General features: G+C 71.4%; 16 protein-coding genes. 5 read left to right on the plus strand and 11 right to left on the minus strand.

The window, feature by feature from the left end; all coding sequences use genetic code 11:
* Positions 1–14: 14 nt before the first annotated feature.
* The 4 genes from ABZX37_RS47870 to ABZX37_RS47885 all read right to left on the minus strand — a co-directional run bounded on the left by ABZX37_RS47870 (position 15) and on the right by ABZX37_RS47885 (position 4050).
* Positions 15–863: a hypothetical protein gene (locus ABZX37_RS47870; protein ID WP_354751008.1), complete on the minus strand. Its 849-nt coding sequence runs from the start codon at positions 861–863 to the stop codon at positions 15–17.
* A 103-nt stretch (positions 864–966) separates the two neighbouring features.
* Positions 967–1572, minus strand: coding sequence for a short chain dehydrogenase (locus tag ABZX37_RS47875; protein ID WP_354751009.1), 606 nt, complete (start codon positions 1570–1572; stop codon positions 967–969).
* Positions 1569–2438, minus strand: a complete 870-nt coding sequence (locus ABZX37_RS47880) for a helix-turn-helix transcriptional regulator (RefSeq protein ID WP_354751010.1) — start codon at positions 2436–2438, stop codon at positions 1569–1571. The genes ABZX37_RS47875 and ABZX37_RS47880 overlap by 4 nt, the downstream gene beginning before the upstream one ends.
* 61 nt (positions 2439–2499) lie before the next feature.
* Complete coding sequence (locus tag ABZX37_RS47885) at positions 2500–4050, minus strand: hypothetical protein (protein WP_354751011.1); 1551 nt, start codon at positions 4048–4050, stop codon at positions 2500–2502.
* Between the two features lie 116 nt (positions 4051–4166).
* Here ABZX37_RS47885 and ABZX37_RS47890 point away from each other — a divergent pair, with 116 nt between their 5' ends.
* Positions 4167–4646 carry a nuclear transport factor 2 family protein gene (locus ABZX37_RS47890; RefSeq protein ID WP_354751012.1) on the plus strand — a complete coding sequence of 160 codons (480 nt, stop codon included), beginning with the start codon at positions 4167–4169 and terminating at the stop codon, positions 4644–4646.
* Between the two features lie 42 nt (positions 4647–4688).
* On the opposite strand, the gene ABZX37_RS47895 is transcribed toward ABZX37_RS47890, so the two are convergent.
* On the minus strand, positions 4689–5567 hold the full coding sequence (locus tag ABZX37_RS47895) for an NAD(P)-binding domain-containing protein (protein WP_354751013.1): 879 nt from the start codon (positions 5565–5567) through the stop codon (positions 4689–4691).
* Positions 5568–5782: 215 nt separating this feature from the next.
* Here ABZX37_RS47895 and ABZX37_RS47900 point away from each other — a divergent pair, with 215 nt between their 5' ends.
* Positions 5783–6064: a winged helix-turn-helix transcriptional regulator gene (locus ABZX37_RS47900; RefSeq protein WP_354751023.1), complete on the plus strand. Its 282-nt coding sequence runs from the start codon at positions 5783–5785 to the stop codon at positions 6062–6064.
* A gap of 199 nt (positions 6065–6263) precedes the next feature.
* On the opposite strand, the gene ABZX37_RS47905 is transcribed toward ABZX37_RS47900, so the two are convergent.
* Genes ABZX37_RS47905 through ABZX37_RS47925 form a run of 5 tightly spaced genes read right to left on the minus strand, consistent with a single transcriptional unit; the run spans position 6264 to position 10918 of the window.
* Entirely contained in the window at positions 6264–6863 is a 600-nt protein-coding gene (locus ABZX37_RS47905) for a hypothetical protein (protein ID WP_354751014.1), read from the minus strand.
* 36 nt (positions 6864–6899) lie between these two features.
* Positions 6900–7616 carry a hypothetical protein gene (locus tag ABZX37_RS47910; RefSeq protein WP_354751015.1) on the minus strand — a complete coding sequence of 239 codons (717 nt, stop codon included), beginning with the start codon at positions 7614–7616 and terminating at the stop codon, positions 6900–6902.
* 46 nt (positions 7617–7662) lie between these two features.
* Positions 7663–8076 (minus strand): TIGR03668 family PPOX class F420-dependent oxidoreductase, encoded by a 414-nt coding sequence (locus tag ABZX37_RS47915; RefSeq protein WP_354751016.1) that lies wholly within the window; start codon positions 8074–8076, stop codon positions 7663–7665.
* Between the two features lie 5 nt (positions 8077–8081).
* Entirely contained in the window at positions 8082–8981 is a 900-nt protein-coding gene (locus tag ABZX37_RS47920) for an LD-carboxypeptidase (protein WP_354751017.1), read from the minus strand.
* Complete coding sequence (locus ABZX37_RS47925) at positions 8978–10918, minus strand: prolyl oligopeptidase family serine peptidase (protein ID WP_354751018.1); 1941 nt, start codon at positions 10916–10918, stop codon at positions 8978–8980. The genes ABZX37_RS47920 and ABZX37_RS47925 overlap by 4 nt, the downstream gene beginning before the upstream one ends.
* A 130-nt stretch (positions 10919–11048) precedes the next feature.
* Between ABZX37_RS47925 and ABZX37_RS47930 the strand changes: the two genes are divergently transcribed.
* The 3 genes from ABZX37_RS47930 to ABZX37_RS47940 are packed head-to-tail and all read left to right on the plus strand — an operon-like array spanning position 11049 to position 13332.
* Complete coding sequence (locus tag ABZX37_RS47930) at positions 11049–11624, plus strand: DUF3090 domain-containing protein (protein WP_354751019.1); 576 nt, start codon at positions 11049–11051, stop codon at positions 11622–11624.
* An 8-nt stretch (positions 11625–11632) separates the two neighbouring features.
* Positions 11633–12442 (plus strand): SCO1664 family protein, encoded by an 810-nt coding sequence (locus ABZX37_RS47935; RefSeq protein ID WP_354751020.1) that lies wholly within the window; start codon positions 11633–11635, stop codon positions 12440–12442.
* Positions 12443–12453: 11 nt separating this feature from the next.
* Positions 12454–13332, plus strand: coding sequence for a phosphotransferase (locus ABZX37_RS47940; protein ID WP_354751021.1), 879 nt, complete (start codon positions 12454–12456; stop codon positions 13330–13332).
* Between the two features lie 147 nt (positions 13333–13479).
* On the opposite strand, the gene ABZX37_RS47945 is transcribed toward ABZX37_RS47940, so the two are convergent.
* Positions 13480–14472, minus strand: a complete 993-nt coding sequence (locus ABZX37_RS47945) for an aldo/keto reductase (RefSeq protein WP_354751022.1) — start codon at positions 14470–14472, stop codon at positions 13480–13482.
* Positions 14473–14642 lie beyond the last annotated feature (170 nt).

Below are 14642 nucleotides of genomic sequence, written 5' to 3' on the forward strand. Positions count from 1 at the left end.
TTGCGCTGACGTGTTCACTCGACCTTCATCGCGGCCTGCGCAAACCGCGGCTTCGTAGTGAACAATGGGCAGCGTGAGCGGAACAGCAGGTAGGTGTCGAGAATGTCCGCCGGGTCGCTCTCCACTGAGCGGTAGATGCCCCACTTCGGCCGCACGTAGTCGCCCTGATCCGGCAGCTTCACCCCGGTCTTGCTGCCCTGCGCGGCGACCGGCGCGCCCGCACCGGCGCCGCTGCGGATCACGCACGCCGCCGCGCCCGCGTCGCCCGGAGTGAGCGTCCACTCGATCGTGATCCACTTGTCCCGCAACGGAGCCAGCTTCGCCGCCGCGATCGACGGCGACCCCGGATTCGCGTACGCCCGCGCGGAAATCATCTCCACGCCGCCGTCCCGGAGCAGGTCGAGCGTCACCCACGGACCCGCGTTCGTCGCCGGGGTCTTGGTCTGGAAGATGTGCGTGAACCGGCTCGTGCCGTGCAGGCTCGCCGGGATGAACATCTCGTAGGACAGCGTCCACGTCTCGCCGTCGTGCATCTTCAGCGCGGAACCGTTCTGCACCATGCCCTTCGTCTCGGTCCGCTGCCGATCGCCGCCGCCCGTGGTGTCCCGGTCGTCGCGCCAGATGTTGAATCGGTAGTGATTTCCCTCGACCACCACGTACTTCCGGTCCGGATGCAGACCGCCGCGATCAGCCTCGACGCCCTCGAACGCCTTCAGCCCGTCCTTCACCGGATCGGGATGCCACAACGGACTCGCGGCCGTGGCGCAGCGAGCCAACGGGCCGGTCAAAACCGGGAGGGCAAGCGCCGACCCGACGATCGTGCGCAGCGCCGTACGGCGCGGGAAACCAGGGGAATCCGGCATCACGGAGTGACCTTTCCGAACAGGAACGAAAGGGACACATCGGCCGGCGGCGTCGTACATCCGATGTCTGGCAGGTCAAAGGTAAGAGTCTTGCCGAACGCGGTCAAGCATAGGCCCGGACGACCGTCCCGGTGATGTCGCTTTCGACGCAGTTCAGGTAGTGCCGCACCACTTCGTCCATCGGCACCGGGCGCATCCCCGGGAAATGCCCGCTGAACTCGTCCACGGAATCGCCGATCAACGTCGGGCTGACCGCGTTGACCCGCATCCCGCGCGGCAGCTCGATCGCCGCCGACAGCACGAAACTGTGCAGCGCGCCGCTGATCACCCCGCCGCTGGTCACGTGCGGCCACGCCTGGTCGGCGAAGACCCCGGACGTCAGCGTGAACGACGCCCCGTCCGCGGCGTGCTGCTGTCCCTGAAGAACCAGCTCGGCCTGCCCGTAGAACTTGGCGCGCAGGTTCTCGTGCAGCTCCGCCGCAGTGAGTGTCGCGAACTCGTCCAAGGCGCCGTGCGCGGCGATGCTCACGACCGCGTCCACCGCTCCGACCTCGCGGTACATCGCCGTGATCGTCTCCGGCTCGGCCAGATCGACGCGCACCTCGCCGGACGTCCGCCCGGCCACAACCACCTCGTGCCCGCGCGAGCGCAGTTCCGGCACCAGCCGCCGTCCGATCGTTCCGGCACCGCCGACAACGAGGATCTTCACCGCACTTTCTCCTTCGCCAGGGGTTCCGCGAAGCTCTGGGACAGCAACGCGAGCGCGTCGGCGTCGGGAGTGCCGGGCAGCGCGTAGAACAGCCCGAGTTGCTGATCGTCGTCGGGCAGCGTGACGGTCTCGTTCGCGAGCGTCAGACGTCCGACCACCGGATGGTCGAGCTCGCGCACGTAGTACGAGCAGGTCCGGACCGGGCGCTTCGCCCACATCCGCGCGAACTCCGGGCTCTCCACGGCCAACCGCCCGACGAGCTGTTCCAGCACCGGATCGTCCCGATGCCGCGCGACCGCCTGATGCAGCGCCGCGACGGTGACCGACGCCTTGTCCGCCCAATCCCGGTACAGCGCGCGGTGATGCGGGTCGAGGAACAACATCCGCGCGATGTTCGGGCGGACCCGCTCGTCCGGCGCCTCGAACGCGACGTGCCCGGCCAGCAGCGCGTGCCCGAGCCGGTTCCACGCCAGGACATCGGCCCGGTGATCCACCGCCACCGCAGGCAGCGCGGACATCGCCGCGAGCAAATCCGCTACCGCGGGCCGCAGTGTGGTCCTCCGGACCCGCGGCCGGGTCGCCCGCCGAGGCGCTGCGAGATTCCTCAGGTGCTCGTGCTCGGCCGGAGCCAGCTGCAATGCCGCGGCCAGCGCGTCGACCACCGAGTCCGAGGCGCTGCTGCTGGCCCCTTGTTCGAGCCGGGTGTAGTAGCTGACGCTGACCCCGGCCAGCTCGGCCAGTTCCTCCCGCCGCAGCCCGGGAACCGCGCGCCGGGTGCCGCCGGGCGCGATGCCCGCGGCCTCCGGCGTCAACCGCTCGCGACGGCTGCGCAGAAAACCGCCGAGTTCGTTGCTTCCGTTGCTCACCAGGCCATCCTGGCGCGCCGCCGAGCCCGCCGCCTGCCCCTGACCGGGATACCCCGCCGGGTCAGAACATCTTGCTGAGCACGTCGTGCCAGGCAGTGACGGTCTGCGCGAGCTGCGCGCCGGTCTTGGCGGCCTCGGTCACCGCGCTGAGTGCCAGCTTCGCGCGGCCGCGCTTCTGCTTCTCGCCGGGTTCGGCGGCGGCCTCCGCGATGTCCTTGACGTGGTAGAGAAGTTCCTCGCGCTCGTCGTCCGGCAGCTCGGGATCCTCGCGAACCGCGGTCGAAAGCGCTTCGATCGCCTCGGCGAGCCGGTCGTCCCGCCCGGCGACCTGAGCCAGCACGGTCGTGATGTCCCGGACCGTGCTGTTGAGGATGAAGTTGCTGTGCGTCACGTCGCCGCCGATTTCGATGCGGTGGCCGGACTGCGGCGCGGAATCCCGTTTGTAGTCGGCCATGTTGCCGAGCACCTCCGTCAGATAGTCGAGAGCGATGGTGACGTAAGCCAGATAGACGCGGGCGAGGCTCCCGCCGTCGAGCTGATCGGTTTTCCACTGCGCGACCCACGGGAAGCCCTCCGTGCCCTTGGCGAGCCGCCGGCGGATCTCCTCGGTCACGAACCCGGCCAGCACGCCGCCGTCCAGCCGCCAGCCGGCATCGAACTCGGCGGGCCACGACCCGGTCAGCGCCCTCTCCCGCAGCTTCGCGGTGTCGTGGAGGAATTCCCGGAGATCCTGCTCCATCGCCTCGCCCGACACGTGTTCCTTGAACCGGGCTTCCTTGGGCCGGTGCATGAGCGGAAGCAGCTTGGGCCGGGGGAGCGCGGCCAGCCCGTCCGCGACCGCGACGAGCGCGGCGTGCAGATCGCCGAGGAGGGCTTCCCATTCGCCGGGCGGGAGCACCGCGACCCCCGCCCCGTCGTCGGCCCGTCCGTAGCGGGTCTTGAGGCTGTCCCGGAACCGTTGCGCCAGCGGGCCGGTGAGCGTCGCCAGCAGGCGCTCGGCTTCGGGATGGATGTCGGACACCAGAGTCCGCCGGGCGGAGGCCCACCGCAGCATGTCCTTGACCTGGCCCGCCACCTCACGCGTCGGACGGGAACCGGTGCGCTCCGGACCCCACCAGACGTTGAACCGGCCCCAGTCTTCCTCCTCCTGCAGGTACCGCCCCGGCTGGCACAGCCGCTCGACCGGCGGGCGGAGCCGCTCCGCGTGCGCACGGGCTTCCTCCGAGACGCGGAGCGGGAGCGCCCCGACCACCTCGCGAATCGTCCGCCGGGCCCGGTCGGCTCCCGACACGGCCTCGCGCACCGCGCTGCCCGACAACTCGACCGGGCCCGGATGCTGTGCGGGCGGCAATTTCGCGTCCCGGGTCTTCCGCTGCCATTCGGTCGCCTGGGAAGATCGTTCGCGAAGAGTCTTGTCCTTCGCTGCGTTCGTGTTCGCCGCGACCGCCGTCTTGTTCTTCTCGTACGCCTTCGACGCCAGCCAGAGCCCGCCGCCGATCAACGCGATCCAGACCACGACGCTGAACCCGCCGGTCACCGCGTGGTCCACGTCGCTGTCGGCAGCCGCGGCGATCAGCACCACGACGATCACCACCGCGACCGCACATCCCACAACGCCTCCCCCCGAAGCAGCCGGCACGGGGAGTGCGACCGCCGTCACAGCATGATGTCACGCCGGCCCGGCGCGGAACGATGAACCGAGACAGCGGAACCCCGAGGGAGAAGCCGGTGCAGGAAACGGATCAGCACGAACTCGACGCGTTGCTCGCCACGTCCCGCATCATCCGCACCTTCAACAGCTACTACCGCGCGGTCGACGAACGGCAGTTCGACGCACCACGCTTCCAGCGCATTTTCGCGCCGGACGGGAGGATCGTGCGCCCCAACGGCGCCGAAATCGCCGGACCGGCCGACATCGCCGAAAGCCACGCCCGCAGCTTCGCCCGCTTCGAGGCGAGCCAGCACCTGCTCACCGGCCACGACGTCGACCTCGACGGCGCCACGGCGACGGTGCGGGCGAACCTCGTCGCGATCCACCTGTGGAAAGACCGCCCGGTCACCGTGCGGATGGAGGACCGCGCGTTCACCGCGGGCGGGGTGGTTACCGCGGACCTGCGCGAGAGCGGGAAAGGCTGGCGCATCGCCGAAGTCCGCACGAGGATCCTGTGGCGGACCGGGTATTTCGGGGACCTGGCACAAACCCGCTGACTCGCCAGGGACTTCGCGTTCGGCTGGCACCGGCATCCGCAGCTACGCCGCCGGTGCGCGGAGCACCTCCACCAGTGCCGAGATGCTGTGGTCCCCGTGCCCTGCCTCGACCGCCCGCCGCAACAAGTCGTTGAGCGGGGCGCGCCAGGAGCTGTCGACGCCCGCCTCCGCGCCGAAAGCGTCGTCGTCGGCGGCCATCTCGTGGAAGAGGTTCACCGAGGACGCCGCAGCGGCGTAGTCGCCGCGGTCGATCTCGTCGGCGAAGACCGGCAGGACCGAGCTGATCATCTCGAACCATTTCACGGTGAACCGCACCAGCGTGCTCGCCTCCAGACCGCGCGACTGGACCGCGGCCGCGCCCTGGAAGAACCCGGCGAGCGCGGGCAACAGGGTGCCGCCGACCGCCATCTCGTACAGCGCGGCCAGATCCGGCTCGCCGCCCAGATGGACGGTGTCGCCGCCGAGCACCTTCAGCGTGGTCTCGTGCTCGTCGAAAACGGCCTTGTCCCCGGCGTAGCAGAGCAGCGTGTCCCGCGCTCCGACCGCGGACGGCACGTTCTTGACCGCTCCCGCGAGAAACCGCGCACCGCGACCGGCCGCCCACTCGGCCGTCGCGCGGGCCTCGGCCGGGATCCCGCTGTTCAACGTCACGAGCGCGCGCCCGTCGAAAGCGATCGGCCCCAACGCCTCGCGAGTGTCGCCGAACGTCGTCAGGCACGTGACGACCAGCGGGCTCGCGGCGGCCGCCGAAGCCGGGTCGGCGGCCTGGACCGCTCCGTCGGCCACCAGCGGCGCGGCCTTGCCCGGCGTCCGGTTCCACACCGTCGTCGGATGCCCGGCCGCGAGGAACGCCCCGGCCAGCGCCCGCCCCATCGACCCCAGCCCCACGACGGTCACCGGCGTGCGAAGATCCCCAGTCATGTTTTTCAGCTCCAGCAATAGTTTCCGATGAATCGCACCGTCCACATCGGACTCCGCGGCCCGGTTCCGGCGTCCGTTTCATCCTGAAGCCGCACGCACCGAAGATCAAGTACCTACAATTTTGTTTGGTACTGACATTATTGTCAGTGTCACGGCAAGGGGAGGAGCCTCCGGTGAAGAAGTACACCTGCGGACTCGACGCGGCGATCGCCGTCATGGGCGGCAAGTGGAAAGGCCTGATCCTGTTCGCCCTGAGCGACGCCCCGGTTCGCTTCGGCGCACTGCGGCGCGCGGTGCCCGGCATCAGCGAACGCATCCTGATCCACCAGCTCCGGGAACTGGAAGCCAGCGGGCTCGTGCACCGCGAGGTCTACCACCAGGTCCCGCCGAAAGTGGAGTACTCGCTCACCGATTTCGGCCGCACCCTCAACACCGCGATCGCCCCGCTCGGCGAATGGGGCGAGGACCATCTCGAGCGGATCGAAGCCCTGCCCTGAAAACGGGTCAGCGCTTCGCCGCGCGGTACCGGTTGATCAGCGCGGGTGAGAGTCGCGTGGTCCGCACCGCTGTTGAGCGCGGCGACCAGATCGTCCGGACAGAGCTGGTAACGATCGCCCCACCAGCGGCGGGCGCGGTTGTCCCAGATCTGGTACCCGCCGGGCACGCCCCGGGCCACGTAGCGCCGTTTCGCCATCGTCAGTCCTGGTCGAACGCCGCGGCGAAGGTGGGAGCCAGTCGCGTCAGTTCGGCCTGCTGCGCCGTCGCGTCTATGTTCGTGCTGTCGGTCCGGATCGCGAGCACCCGGTCGCCGCGGGCGAACACCAAGGCGCAACTGGACATCCCGGCCGCCCGGAACCGGCGGCAGAACCCGATCTGCGGGTCGGCGACGCTGGAGACCGAGAACCGCTGCGGCACCCCGGGTTCAGCCGCGTCGCCGCATATCAGTGCCGCATCGACAGTCGAGAGGACCCGCTCGCCGGAATAGCCGTCGTAGGCCGCCACCAGCTGCCAGACGAGCAATTCCCCGGTTCGGGCGGTCGCCTGCGCATCATTGGGAAAAGCGCGCTCCCAAGGTCGTTCGCCCTCGCACTGCGGCGCGAGGACCAGCGGGTTGATCCACTCGGCGGCAAAGGAGGCAGGAGCCTGTCGCTGCTCGGCTCCCACGTCGCTCAACTGCTTCTCAGTCGGCAAATACTTGCTGAGATCCTTGGACGCGGAGGAAGGCGTCGAAGTCTCGCCCGCGCAACCCACGATCAGCGCGAGCCCGGCCACGGCCCCCAAGATCCCCCTCCGCATGCCGGGAAGATCGCCAGGCCCGGACCCAGCGTTACCTCAGTCCTGGTCGAACGCCGCGGCGAACGCCGGAACCAGCCGCTTCAGTTCGGCCTGCTGCGCCGCCATGCTCGCTTGGCCAGGTTGGCGGTCGGTGGTCGTGACGGCGAGAACGCGATTGCCGTGCGCGAGGACCAGGACGCAGCTGGCCATCCGGGCCTCCGCGAACTGCCCGCAGAACCCGAGTTGCGGATCACCGGTGCCGGGCACCGAGAACCGGGTCTTCACCGTGAGCTCGGCGTCCTCGGGCAGCCCTTTGCCGTGCGAGGAGAACCGGCTGACGAACGCGAGATCGTGGTCTCCGGACACCGTTTTCCCGCAGCCGAGCGCCTTGCCCAGGCCTGAGAGGACCTGCGAGCCGGTATAGCCCGCGTACTCGGCGAGCCGTTGCCGGATCCACAGCGTGTCCTTTGTGGAGTACGCCTGCGCGCCGTTCCGCACGGCGGCGTCCCAGGGCTGGTCGACGCCGCACGCCCGCACGATGCGCAGCGGGGTGTTCGGGCCGACGACGTACGGCAGCCGATCCCGTCCCACGGCGAGACCGGCCTTCGTCAACTCGTCCCCGCTCGGCAGGTACTTCGTGAGGTCACCCGAGACCGGCGGCGGCGCGGAGCTCGACGGCGGCGCGGAACTCTGTTTCGGAGCGGCCGCCGGAGCCTCGGCCGAACAGCCCGCGACCAGCAGGACAAGACCGGTCACCACAAGCGCGATACGCATGATCCTCCCCATTTCGGGAGAAAGATCGCCACGCCCGGACCGCGCGTTACGAACCCGCCCAACCCCGCCAGGTCTGAACCTCGGTCACGACCACCGCGTGCTCCGGCGGCCGCTCCGCGTACTGCGGGTACTTCTCCGTCAACCAACCGGCATACGAAGCCCGCGAAGCATCCGCGACCACCCGCGCAACGCCGTCCGCCCGGGCCCACCACAACCGCGACCAGTCTTCGTCGTACTCGTCGGCCAGGAACGACACCGCCGGGTTCTCCGCGATGTTCGCCAGCCGCCGCAACGACGTCGTGGTCTTCGGCTTGTGGTCGACTGCGAAGACGACCGTGTCGTCGCGCACCGCGAACGTCACCGGCACCAGATGCGGGACCCCGCGACCGTCCACTGTGGCGAGCCGGGCCACCCGCGCCGCCGCGAACCGGGCCCGGGTTTCCACAGTGGACAGTCGCATGCGGCTCAGTCCAGTGCGGGGGAGTCGAGGGTGACGGTGCCCAGTTCGGTGTCGAGCGAGGCCGAGACGCCGAGCGGCAGCGTCGGCGACCCCGCGACGTGCCCGAAGCCGAACCCGCTCAGCACCGGAACCCCGAGCGGCGACAGCCGTTCCGCCAGCAGTTCCCGGACCTCCGCCGGGTCGCCGCACGCGGCCCACGAACCCAGCACGATCCCGCGCACCCCGTCGAACCAGCCGGAACGCAGCAGCTGCGTCACCATCCGGTCGATCCGGTACGGGCTCTCGGTCACGTCCTCCAGCAGCACGATCCCGCCGCGCGCGGACCCCTGCTCCGCCGTCCCGACCCCGGACGCCAGCAGCGACAGGTTTCCGCCCACCAGCACGCCCAGCGCGCGTCCGGACACGACCACGTCCGGGTCCCGCGCCCGCAGCACCCGCGCGTGATCCGGTTCGAACAACGTCCGCCGCAAGTGCTCCGACGCCGCTTCGTCGAACAGGACGCTCGCTGGCATCGGCGAAAGGAGCGTCGCAAGGTCCAGATGGGTGTGCACGGCCCGGTGCAACGCGGTCACATCGCTCGACCCGGCCAGCACCTTCGGCCCGGCAGCCCGCAGCGCCGCCCAGTCCACCAGATCGATCATCCGCTGCGTCCCGTAGCCGCCGCGCGCCGCGAGGACGCACCGGACCTCCGGGTCCAGCCACGCTTCGGTGAACTCCGCCGCCCGCGCCTGGTCCGGCGCGGACAGATAGGACTCGCCGGAAGCCCGCACCCCGACGCCGATCCGCACCTTCACGCCCCACTCGCGCAGCACCGGCAACGCGGCGTCCAGCAGGTCCTGCGGCACCGGCCCGGACGGCGCGACGAGCGCGACGGTGTCCCCGGCGGAGAGTCTGGCGGGCCTCATCGGGACAGCTCCAGCCGCGGCACGTCCGGCGTCTCGAAGCCGAACACCTGGCCGTAGAAGGAAAGTTCGGCCTCCAGCGCGGCGACGATCGTCTCGGCCTTCCGGAAACCGTGCTGCTCGCCCTCGAACCGCAGGTACGCGTGCGGGATCCCGCTGCCGTCGATCTCGGAAACGAACCGGTCCGCCTGGTCCGGCGGGCAGATCTCGTCCTCCAGGCCCTGCAGGAACAGCACCGGCCCGGCCAGCGAGCCCACGTGCGTCATCGGCGAGCGCTCCCGGTACCGCTGCGCGGTTTCCGGATACGGGCCGACCATGCTGACCAGGTACTGCGACTCGAAGTCGTGCGTTTCGCCGCCCTCGCCGGTCCAGCCGGCGAAGTCGAGGATCGGGAACTTCACCGTCGCCGCCGCGTAGGTGCGGGTCATCGTGATCGACGCGGCCGAGGTGAACCCGCCCGCGCTGCCGCCGCGGACGCCCAGCCGGGCCCGGTCGGCGATCCCTTCGGCGACCAGCGCTTCGGCGACCGCCGCGCAGTCGCGCACGTCCACCACGCCCCACTGCTCCCGCAGCCGCTCGCGGAACGCGCGCCCGTACCCGGTGGAGCCGCCATAGTTCACCGCGACGACGCCGATGCCGCGGCTGGTGAAGTACGCGAAATCCAGGTCGAGCGATTCGTCGCTGTGCCCGGTCGGCCCGCCGTGCACGTGGACCACGTACGGCGGCAGTTCGCCTTCCGGCGCGACGAAGTCCGGGTTCGTCGGCGGGAACACGTAGGCCGGGATGTCCGCGCCGTCCGGCCCGGTGAACACCCGCTCCCGCGGCACCGGCAGGTACTCCGCGGGCGGCAGCGAGGCCGGCTGCGGCGTGAGCGCGCGCCACTTCCCGGTGTCCGGGTCCAGCACCACGACCGCGCTCTCGTGCCGGGGCCCGCCCGCGATGCCGGCGATCCCGTCCGCCGTCGCGACCAGCCCGACCGACGACCACACGGTCAGCTCCGTGTCGACGCGCGTGACCGAACCGTCGCTCTCGTCGAGAATCGCCGGCTTGCCGGAGTCGAGGACCGCGTGCTTGCCGCCGCCCAGCGGGGCGAACCAGCTGGTGCCGAGCTTCCACATCGGCCCGCCCAGCTCGCGCTCCGCCGGCGCGAGATTGACCGTCGCGCCGTCGAGCCCGACGCGGTGCAGGTTCCACCAGCCGTCCGGGTCGGCGAGCACGAGCAGCTGGTCCGCGGTCTCCCACGCGACCTGGCACACCGCGACGTCCGGCCCGCCCGCCAGCACGCGCGCGTCCCCGAAGGAACCGTCGGCGGCCACCGGCGCGACGAACAGCTCGGTCCCGTCCCACGGCATCGCCGGGTGGTCCCACGCGAGCCACGCGGCGTGCGCGCCGTCCGGAGACAGCTGCGGCGCGGTGAAGAACCGGTGCCCTTCGACCAGCACCCGTTCGGCGGAGCCGTCCAGCGGGATCGCGACCAGCTCGCGGGAGATGTCGGTGCGCCGCGGCCCGGTGCTGCGCTCGCGGACCGCCCACACCTCGCCCGCGCGGCCGGGCCGGAGGTCGCCGTACCGGACGCCCTGCGGTGCGGCCGGTTCCGGGGTCAGCGGGGTGACTTCGCCGCCTGTGCAGGTCTTGAGCGCGTACACCCGCTGATCGGCCCAATGCGTGAACACCACGACGCCGTCGACCGCGAGCCACGGCCGTCCGCCGTACTCGTGCACCCGGTTGCGGACGTTCCACGGCGCGGGCAGCACGTCCTCGACGCCGCCGTCGGGAAGCGCGCGCACGAGAGCGACGCGGCCGCCTTCGGCAGGCCGCGCCTCCGCCCACCAGAGCGCGCCGTCGACCGCGGCGAGCCATTGCGCGCCGCCGCCGGCGGCAGCGGCGTCGGCCGCGGTGACGGGAGAGGTCCAGGTTCCATGAGGAGAGATGCGAGGCACCCGGAAAGCGTAACGAGGATCCGCTGCGTGTCCGGATCCGCACGCACCGCGCAGGTTTCGCGCGCGAACTCCCCTCAACCCGGGGCGGCGGATGCCGATCATGCGCGCGTGGCCTAGGGTCGAAGACGTTATGTCACGCGTAATCCACGTCTTCCGCAAGCCCGACCGGTTCGTGGCCGGCACGGTCGGCGAGCCCGGCGACCGCACCTTCTACCTCCAGGCGACGGAGGACGTGCGGACGATCAGCGTCACGATCGAAAAACAGCAGGTCGTCGTCCTCGCGGAGCGGCTCGGCTCGCTCCTGGAGGAGGTCGCCAGCCGGTTCGGCGCCGACGTGCCCGCACAGGCCCCCGACGACGAGGTCGACGTGGACCCGCTCGCGGTGCCCGTCGAGGAGGAGTTCCGGGTCGGCACGATGGGGCTCGGCTGGGACGCCGACTCCGGCGCGGTCGTCGTGGAACTGCTCGCGATCACCGAGGGCGAAATCGACGAGACGGTCGTGCTCGACGACACCGAGGAGGGCCCGGACGCGGTCCGCGTGTTCCTCACCCCGGTCGCCGCCCGCGCCTTCGCCGAACGCGCCGACCGCGTCGTCAACGCCGGCCGCAAGCCGTGCCCGCTGTGCGGCGAACCGCTCGACCCGGCCGGGCACATCTGCCCGCGCCAGAACGGGTACCGGCGCGACGTCGACGTGACCGAGGACTGAGGGCGCCCGTGGCGAGCACCGCGCCGGGGCCTGCCGACCCCGCGGCCCGCGATTTCGTCTCCCGCGGCCGCATCGACGTCGAGGGCAGGCTGGTCGACGCCTCCAACGTCACGCTCTTCTGCGCGATCGAACTCGACGGCGTCACCGGCCGCGTCGTGTACAAGCCGGTGTCGGGGGAGCGCCCGCTGTGGGACTTCCCGGACGGCACCCTCGCCGGCCGCGAGGTCGCGACCGCGATGATCTCCGACGCCTGCGGCCTCGGCGCGATCCCGCCGACCGTGCTGCGCGACGGCCCGTTCGGGCCCGGCATGGTGCAGCTGTGGGTCGAGACCGACGAGGACAGCGACGTCGTCGACGTCTGCGCGCCCGACGACGTCCCCGAAGGCTGGCGCACCGTGCTGCACGCGCACGACCGGCTCGGCGAACCGGCGGTCCTCGCCCACGCCGACCACCCGGACCTGCGCGAACTCGCGGTCCTCGACATCGTCGTCAACAACACCGACCGCAAGGGCGGCCACCTGCTCGCCGCGACCGACGGCCACGTCTACGGCGTCGACCACGGCATCTGCCTGCACACCGATCCGAAGCTGCGCACCGTGCTGTGGGGCTGGATCGGCGAGGACCTGCCCGAGGACGCGGTCGAGAAACTGCGGAAACTCCGCGCGGACCTCGACGGCCGCCTCGGCGCGGAACTCGGCGAGCACCTGACCGCCTTCGAGATCCGGGCGCTTTCGCAGCGCACCGACTATCTGCTCGCCGAGGCGGTGTTCCCCGAGCCCGGCGACGACTGGCGCGCGATCCCCTGGCCGCTGTTCTGATGGCGGAACTGATGGACAACGCTCTGATGGACGCTGCCGCGCGCGCCCGCCTCGTCAACCGCTTCGGCCCGGCCGCGCAAGCGTGGTGCGACGCGCTGCCCGCGCTGGTCGAAAGGCTCTGCCGCCAGTGGGGCCTCACCGTGTCCGAAGCCCGGCCCGGCAACACCGGCCGCACCCTGCTCTGCCGCGACGGCGAGGGCGTGCTGAAGGTGCTCAAGCTCTGCCCGGACCGCGCGATCGCGACCGCGGAGGCCACCGCGCTGGGCTCGTGGGCCGGGCTGGCGCGGGTCGTGCAGATCCTCGACGCCGACCTCGACCACGGAGCCGTGCTGCTCGAAGGGCTCGAACCCGGAGACACGTTCACCGAGCGCGGCGCGGACGTCCCGTGGGACCAGATCGGCGAACTCCTCGCCGACGTCCACGGTGTCCCGGCCGCCGGGCCGTTCCCGACCCAGCTCGAACGCGTCCGGTTCATGTTCGGCCTCGCCGAGCAGCGCCTGGCCGGATCCCCGGCCGAAGCGCACCTTCCGCTGGAATCGCTGCGCACTGGCCTGGCCCGCTCCGAGAAACTGGCCGCCAGCGGCCCGATCGCGCTCGTGCACGGCGACCTGCATCCCGGCAACGTCCTGGACGCCGGACCGGCGCGGGGCGCGGTCGCGATCGACCCGCGCCCGTGCGTCGGAGACCCGGCCTTCGACGCGGTCGACTGGGCGGTGCTGCCGATGGCCGACGGCGCGGCCGTGGAGGACGGGATTGCCAAACTCCCGCACCTCGACGGCGACCGGGTGCGCGCGTGGTGCGTCGCGCTCGCCCCATTGGTGGCGCTGGGCCCGCTCCGCCGCGGCGGGCCGACGCCGTTCACGGACGCCGTGCTGCGGATGGCCGGCTGAGCTGGTCCGGGACCAATGCCAGGAGCTCAAGGCCGCACAGCGGGCGAGGCTAGGTGTCCGTGAGGGGAGTCCTGAGGGACTCAGATTCCCTCAGGACTCCCTTCACGGACCTGGCATTGCCGGTCAGGGCGCGTCGAGCCTCCGGGGCTAGCCCCGAGCGATCTCAGCGGTGTGCGCGGGGGCGTAGCGCTCGCCCGTCACCTGGTCGCTCAGCGGATCCAGCGCGGCCAGCGCCTCGGCGTCCAGGGTGAGCTCCAGCGCGGCTGCGTTCTGCTCCAGCCGGGCCGGGCTGCGGGTGCCCGGAATCGCCGCCACCGCCACGCCGAGCCGCTCGGCCTGGGCGTACACCCACGCCAGCGCCACCTGGGCCGGGGTGGCGCCCAGCCGGTCGGCCACCTCGCGCACGGTCCGCGCGATCTTCTCGTTGGCTTCGCCCGCCTCCCCGGCGAACCGGGGGTTGCTGCGCCGGAAGTCCTTCTCGCCCAACGCGGAGCGGTCCAGGGCGCCGGTCAGGAACCCGCGCCCCAGCGGCGAGTACGGCACCAGCCCGACTCCCAGTTCGGCCATCACCGGGGTGACGGCCTCGACGTCGCGGGTCCACAGCGAATATTCGCTCTGCACTGCGGCGATCGGGTGCACCGCGTGCGCCCGGCGCAGCAGCTCGCCGTCGACCTCGGACAGGCCCAGCTGGCGGACCTTGCCCGCCTGGACCAGTTCGGCCATCGCCCCGACGGTCTCCTCGATCTCCACGTCCTGCGGCGGGCGGTGGGCGTAGTACAGGTCGATCACGTCGACGCCCAGCCGCAGCAGCGAGGCGTCGCAGGAGCGCAGCACGTAGTCCCGGGCACCGCGGATACGGCGCGCCGCGTCGCCGCCGCTGCGGTCGAGGCCGAACTTAGTGGCCAGCTGCACCTGGTCGCGGCGGCCGTGGACGGCCCGGCCCACCAGCACCTCGTTGTGCCCGGCCCCGTAGGCGTCGGCGGTGTCCAGGAACGTGACGCCCAGCTCCACAGCCCGGTCGATGGTGGCGAGGCCGCCGTCCCAGTCGGCGGCGCCGTAGCTCTCGCTCATCCCCATGCACCCCAGACCCATCGCGCTGACAGCGAGACCGGGCGAGCCGAGCGTGGTTCGGGTGATCATGCGCGGATACTCCTCTTGCCCGGCGGACCGGGCGGTAACTCAACGGATGACGAACTCCGCCGACGCTAGGAGCTGGAGCGCGCTCCACGTCAAGCCGGAGGACCGGCCCCGGCGTGGCGGCGGAGTTCGTCATCCGTTGAGTTACCGCCCGGTCCGCCGGGCAAGAGGAG

This window comes from Amycolatopsis sp. NPDC004079 (assembly GCF_040610415.1).
Lineage (GTDB): Bacteria > Actinomycetota > Actinomycetes > Mycobacteriales > Pseudonocardiaceae > Amycolatopsis > Amycolatopsis halotolerans.

Bases quoted from the DNA above. Each gene is read 5' to 3' on its own strand.
- ABZX37_RS47870 (WP_354751008.1), bottom strand. From the start codon at position 863: ATGCCGGATTCCCCTGGTTTCCCGCGCCGTACGGCGCTGCGCACGATC.
- ABZX37_RS47895 (WP_354751013.1), bottom strand. From the start codon at position 5,567: ATGACTGGGGATCTTCGCACGCCGGTGACCGTCGTGGGGCTGGGGTCG.
- ABZX37_RS47940 (WP_354751021.1), top strand. From the start codon at position 12,454: ATGGACAACGCTCTGATGGACGCTGCCGCGCGCGCCCGCCTCGTCAAC.
- ABZX37_RS47905 (WP_354751014.1), bottom strand. From the start codon at position 6,863: ATGCGGAGGGGGATCTTGGGGGCCGTGGCCGGGCTCGCGCTGATCGTG.
- ABZX37_RS47945 (WP_354751022.1), bottom strand. From the start codon at position 14,472: ATGATCACCCGAACCACGCTCGGCTCGCCCGGTCTCGCTGTCAGCGCG.
- ABZX37_RS47900 (WP_354751023.1), top strand. From the start codon at position 5,783: ATGGGCGGCAAGTGGAAAGGCCTGATCCTGTTCGCCCTGAGCGACGCC.
- ABZX37_RS47920 (WP_354751017.1), bottom strand. From the start codon at position 8,981: ATGAGGCCCGCCAGACTCTCCGCCGGGGACACCGTCGCGCTCGTCGCG.
- ABZX37_RS47910 (WP_354751015.1), bottom strand. From the start codon at position 7,616: ATGCGTATCGCGCTTGTGGTGACCGGTCTTGTCCTGCTGGTCGCGGGC.
- ABZX37_RS47930 (WP_354751019.1), top strand. From the start codon at position 11,049: ATGTCACGCGTAATCCACGTCTTCCGCAAGCCCGACCGGTTCGTGGCC.
- ABZX37_RS47915 (WP_354751016.1), bottom strand. From the start codon at position 8,076: ATGCGACTGTCCACTGTGGAAACCCGGGCCCGGTTCGCGGCGGCGCGG.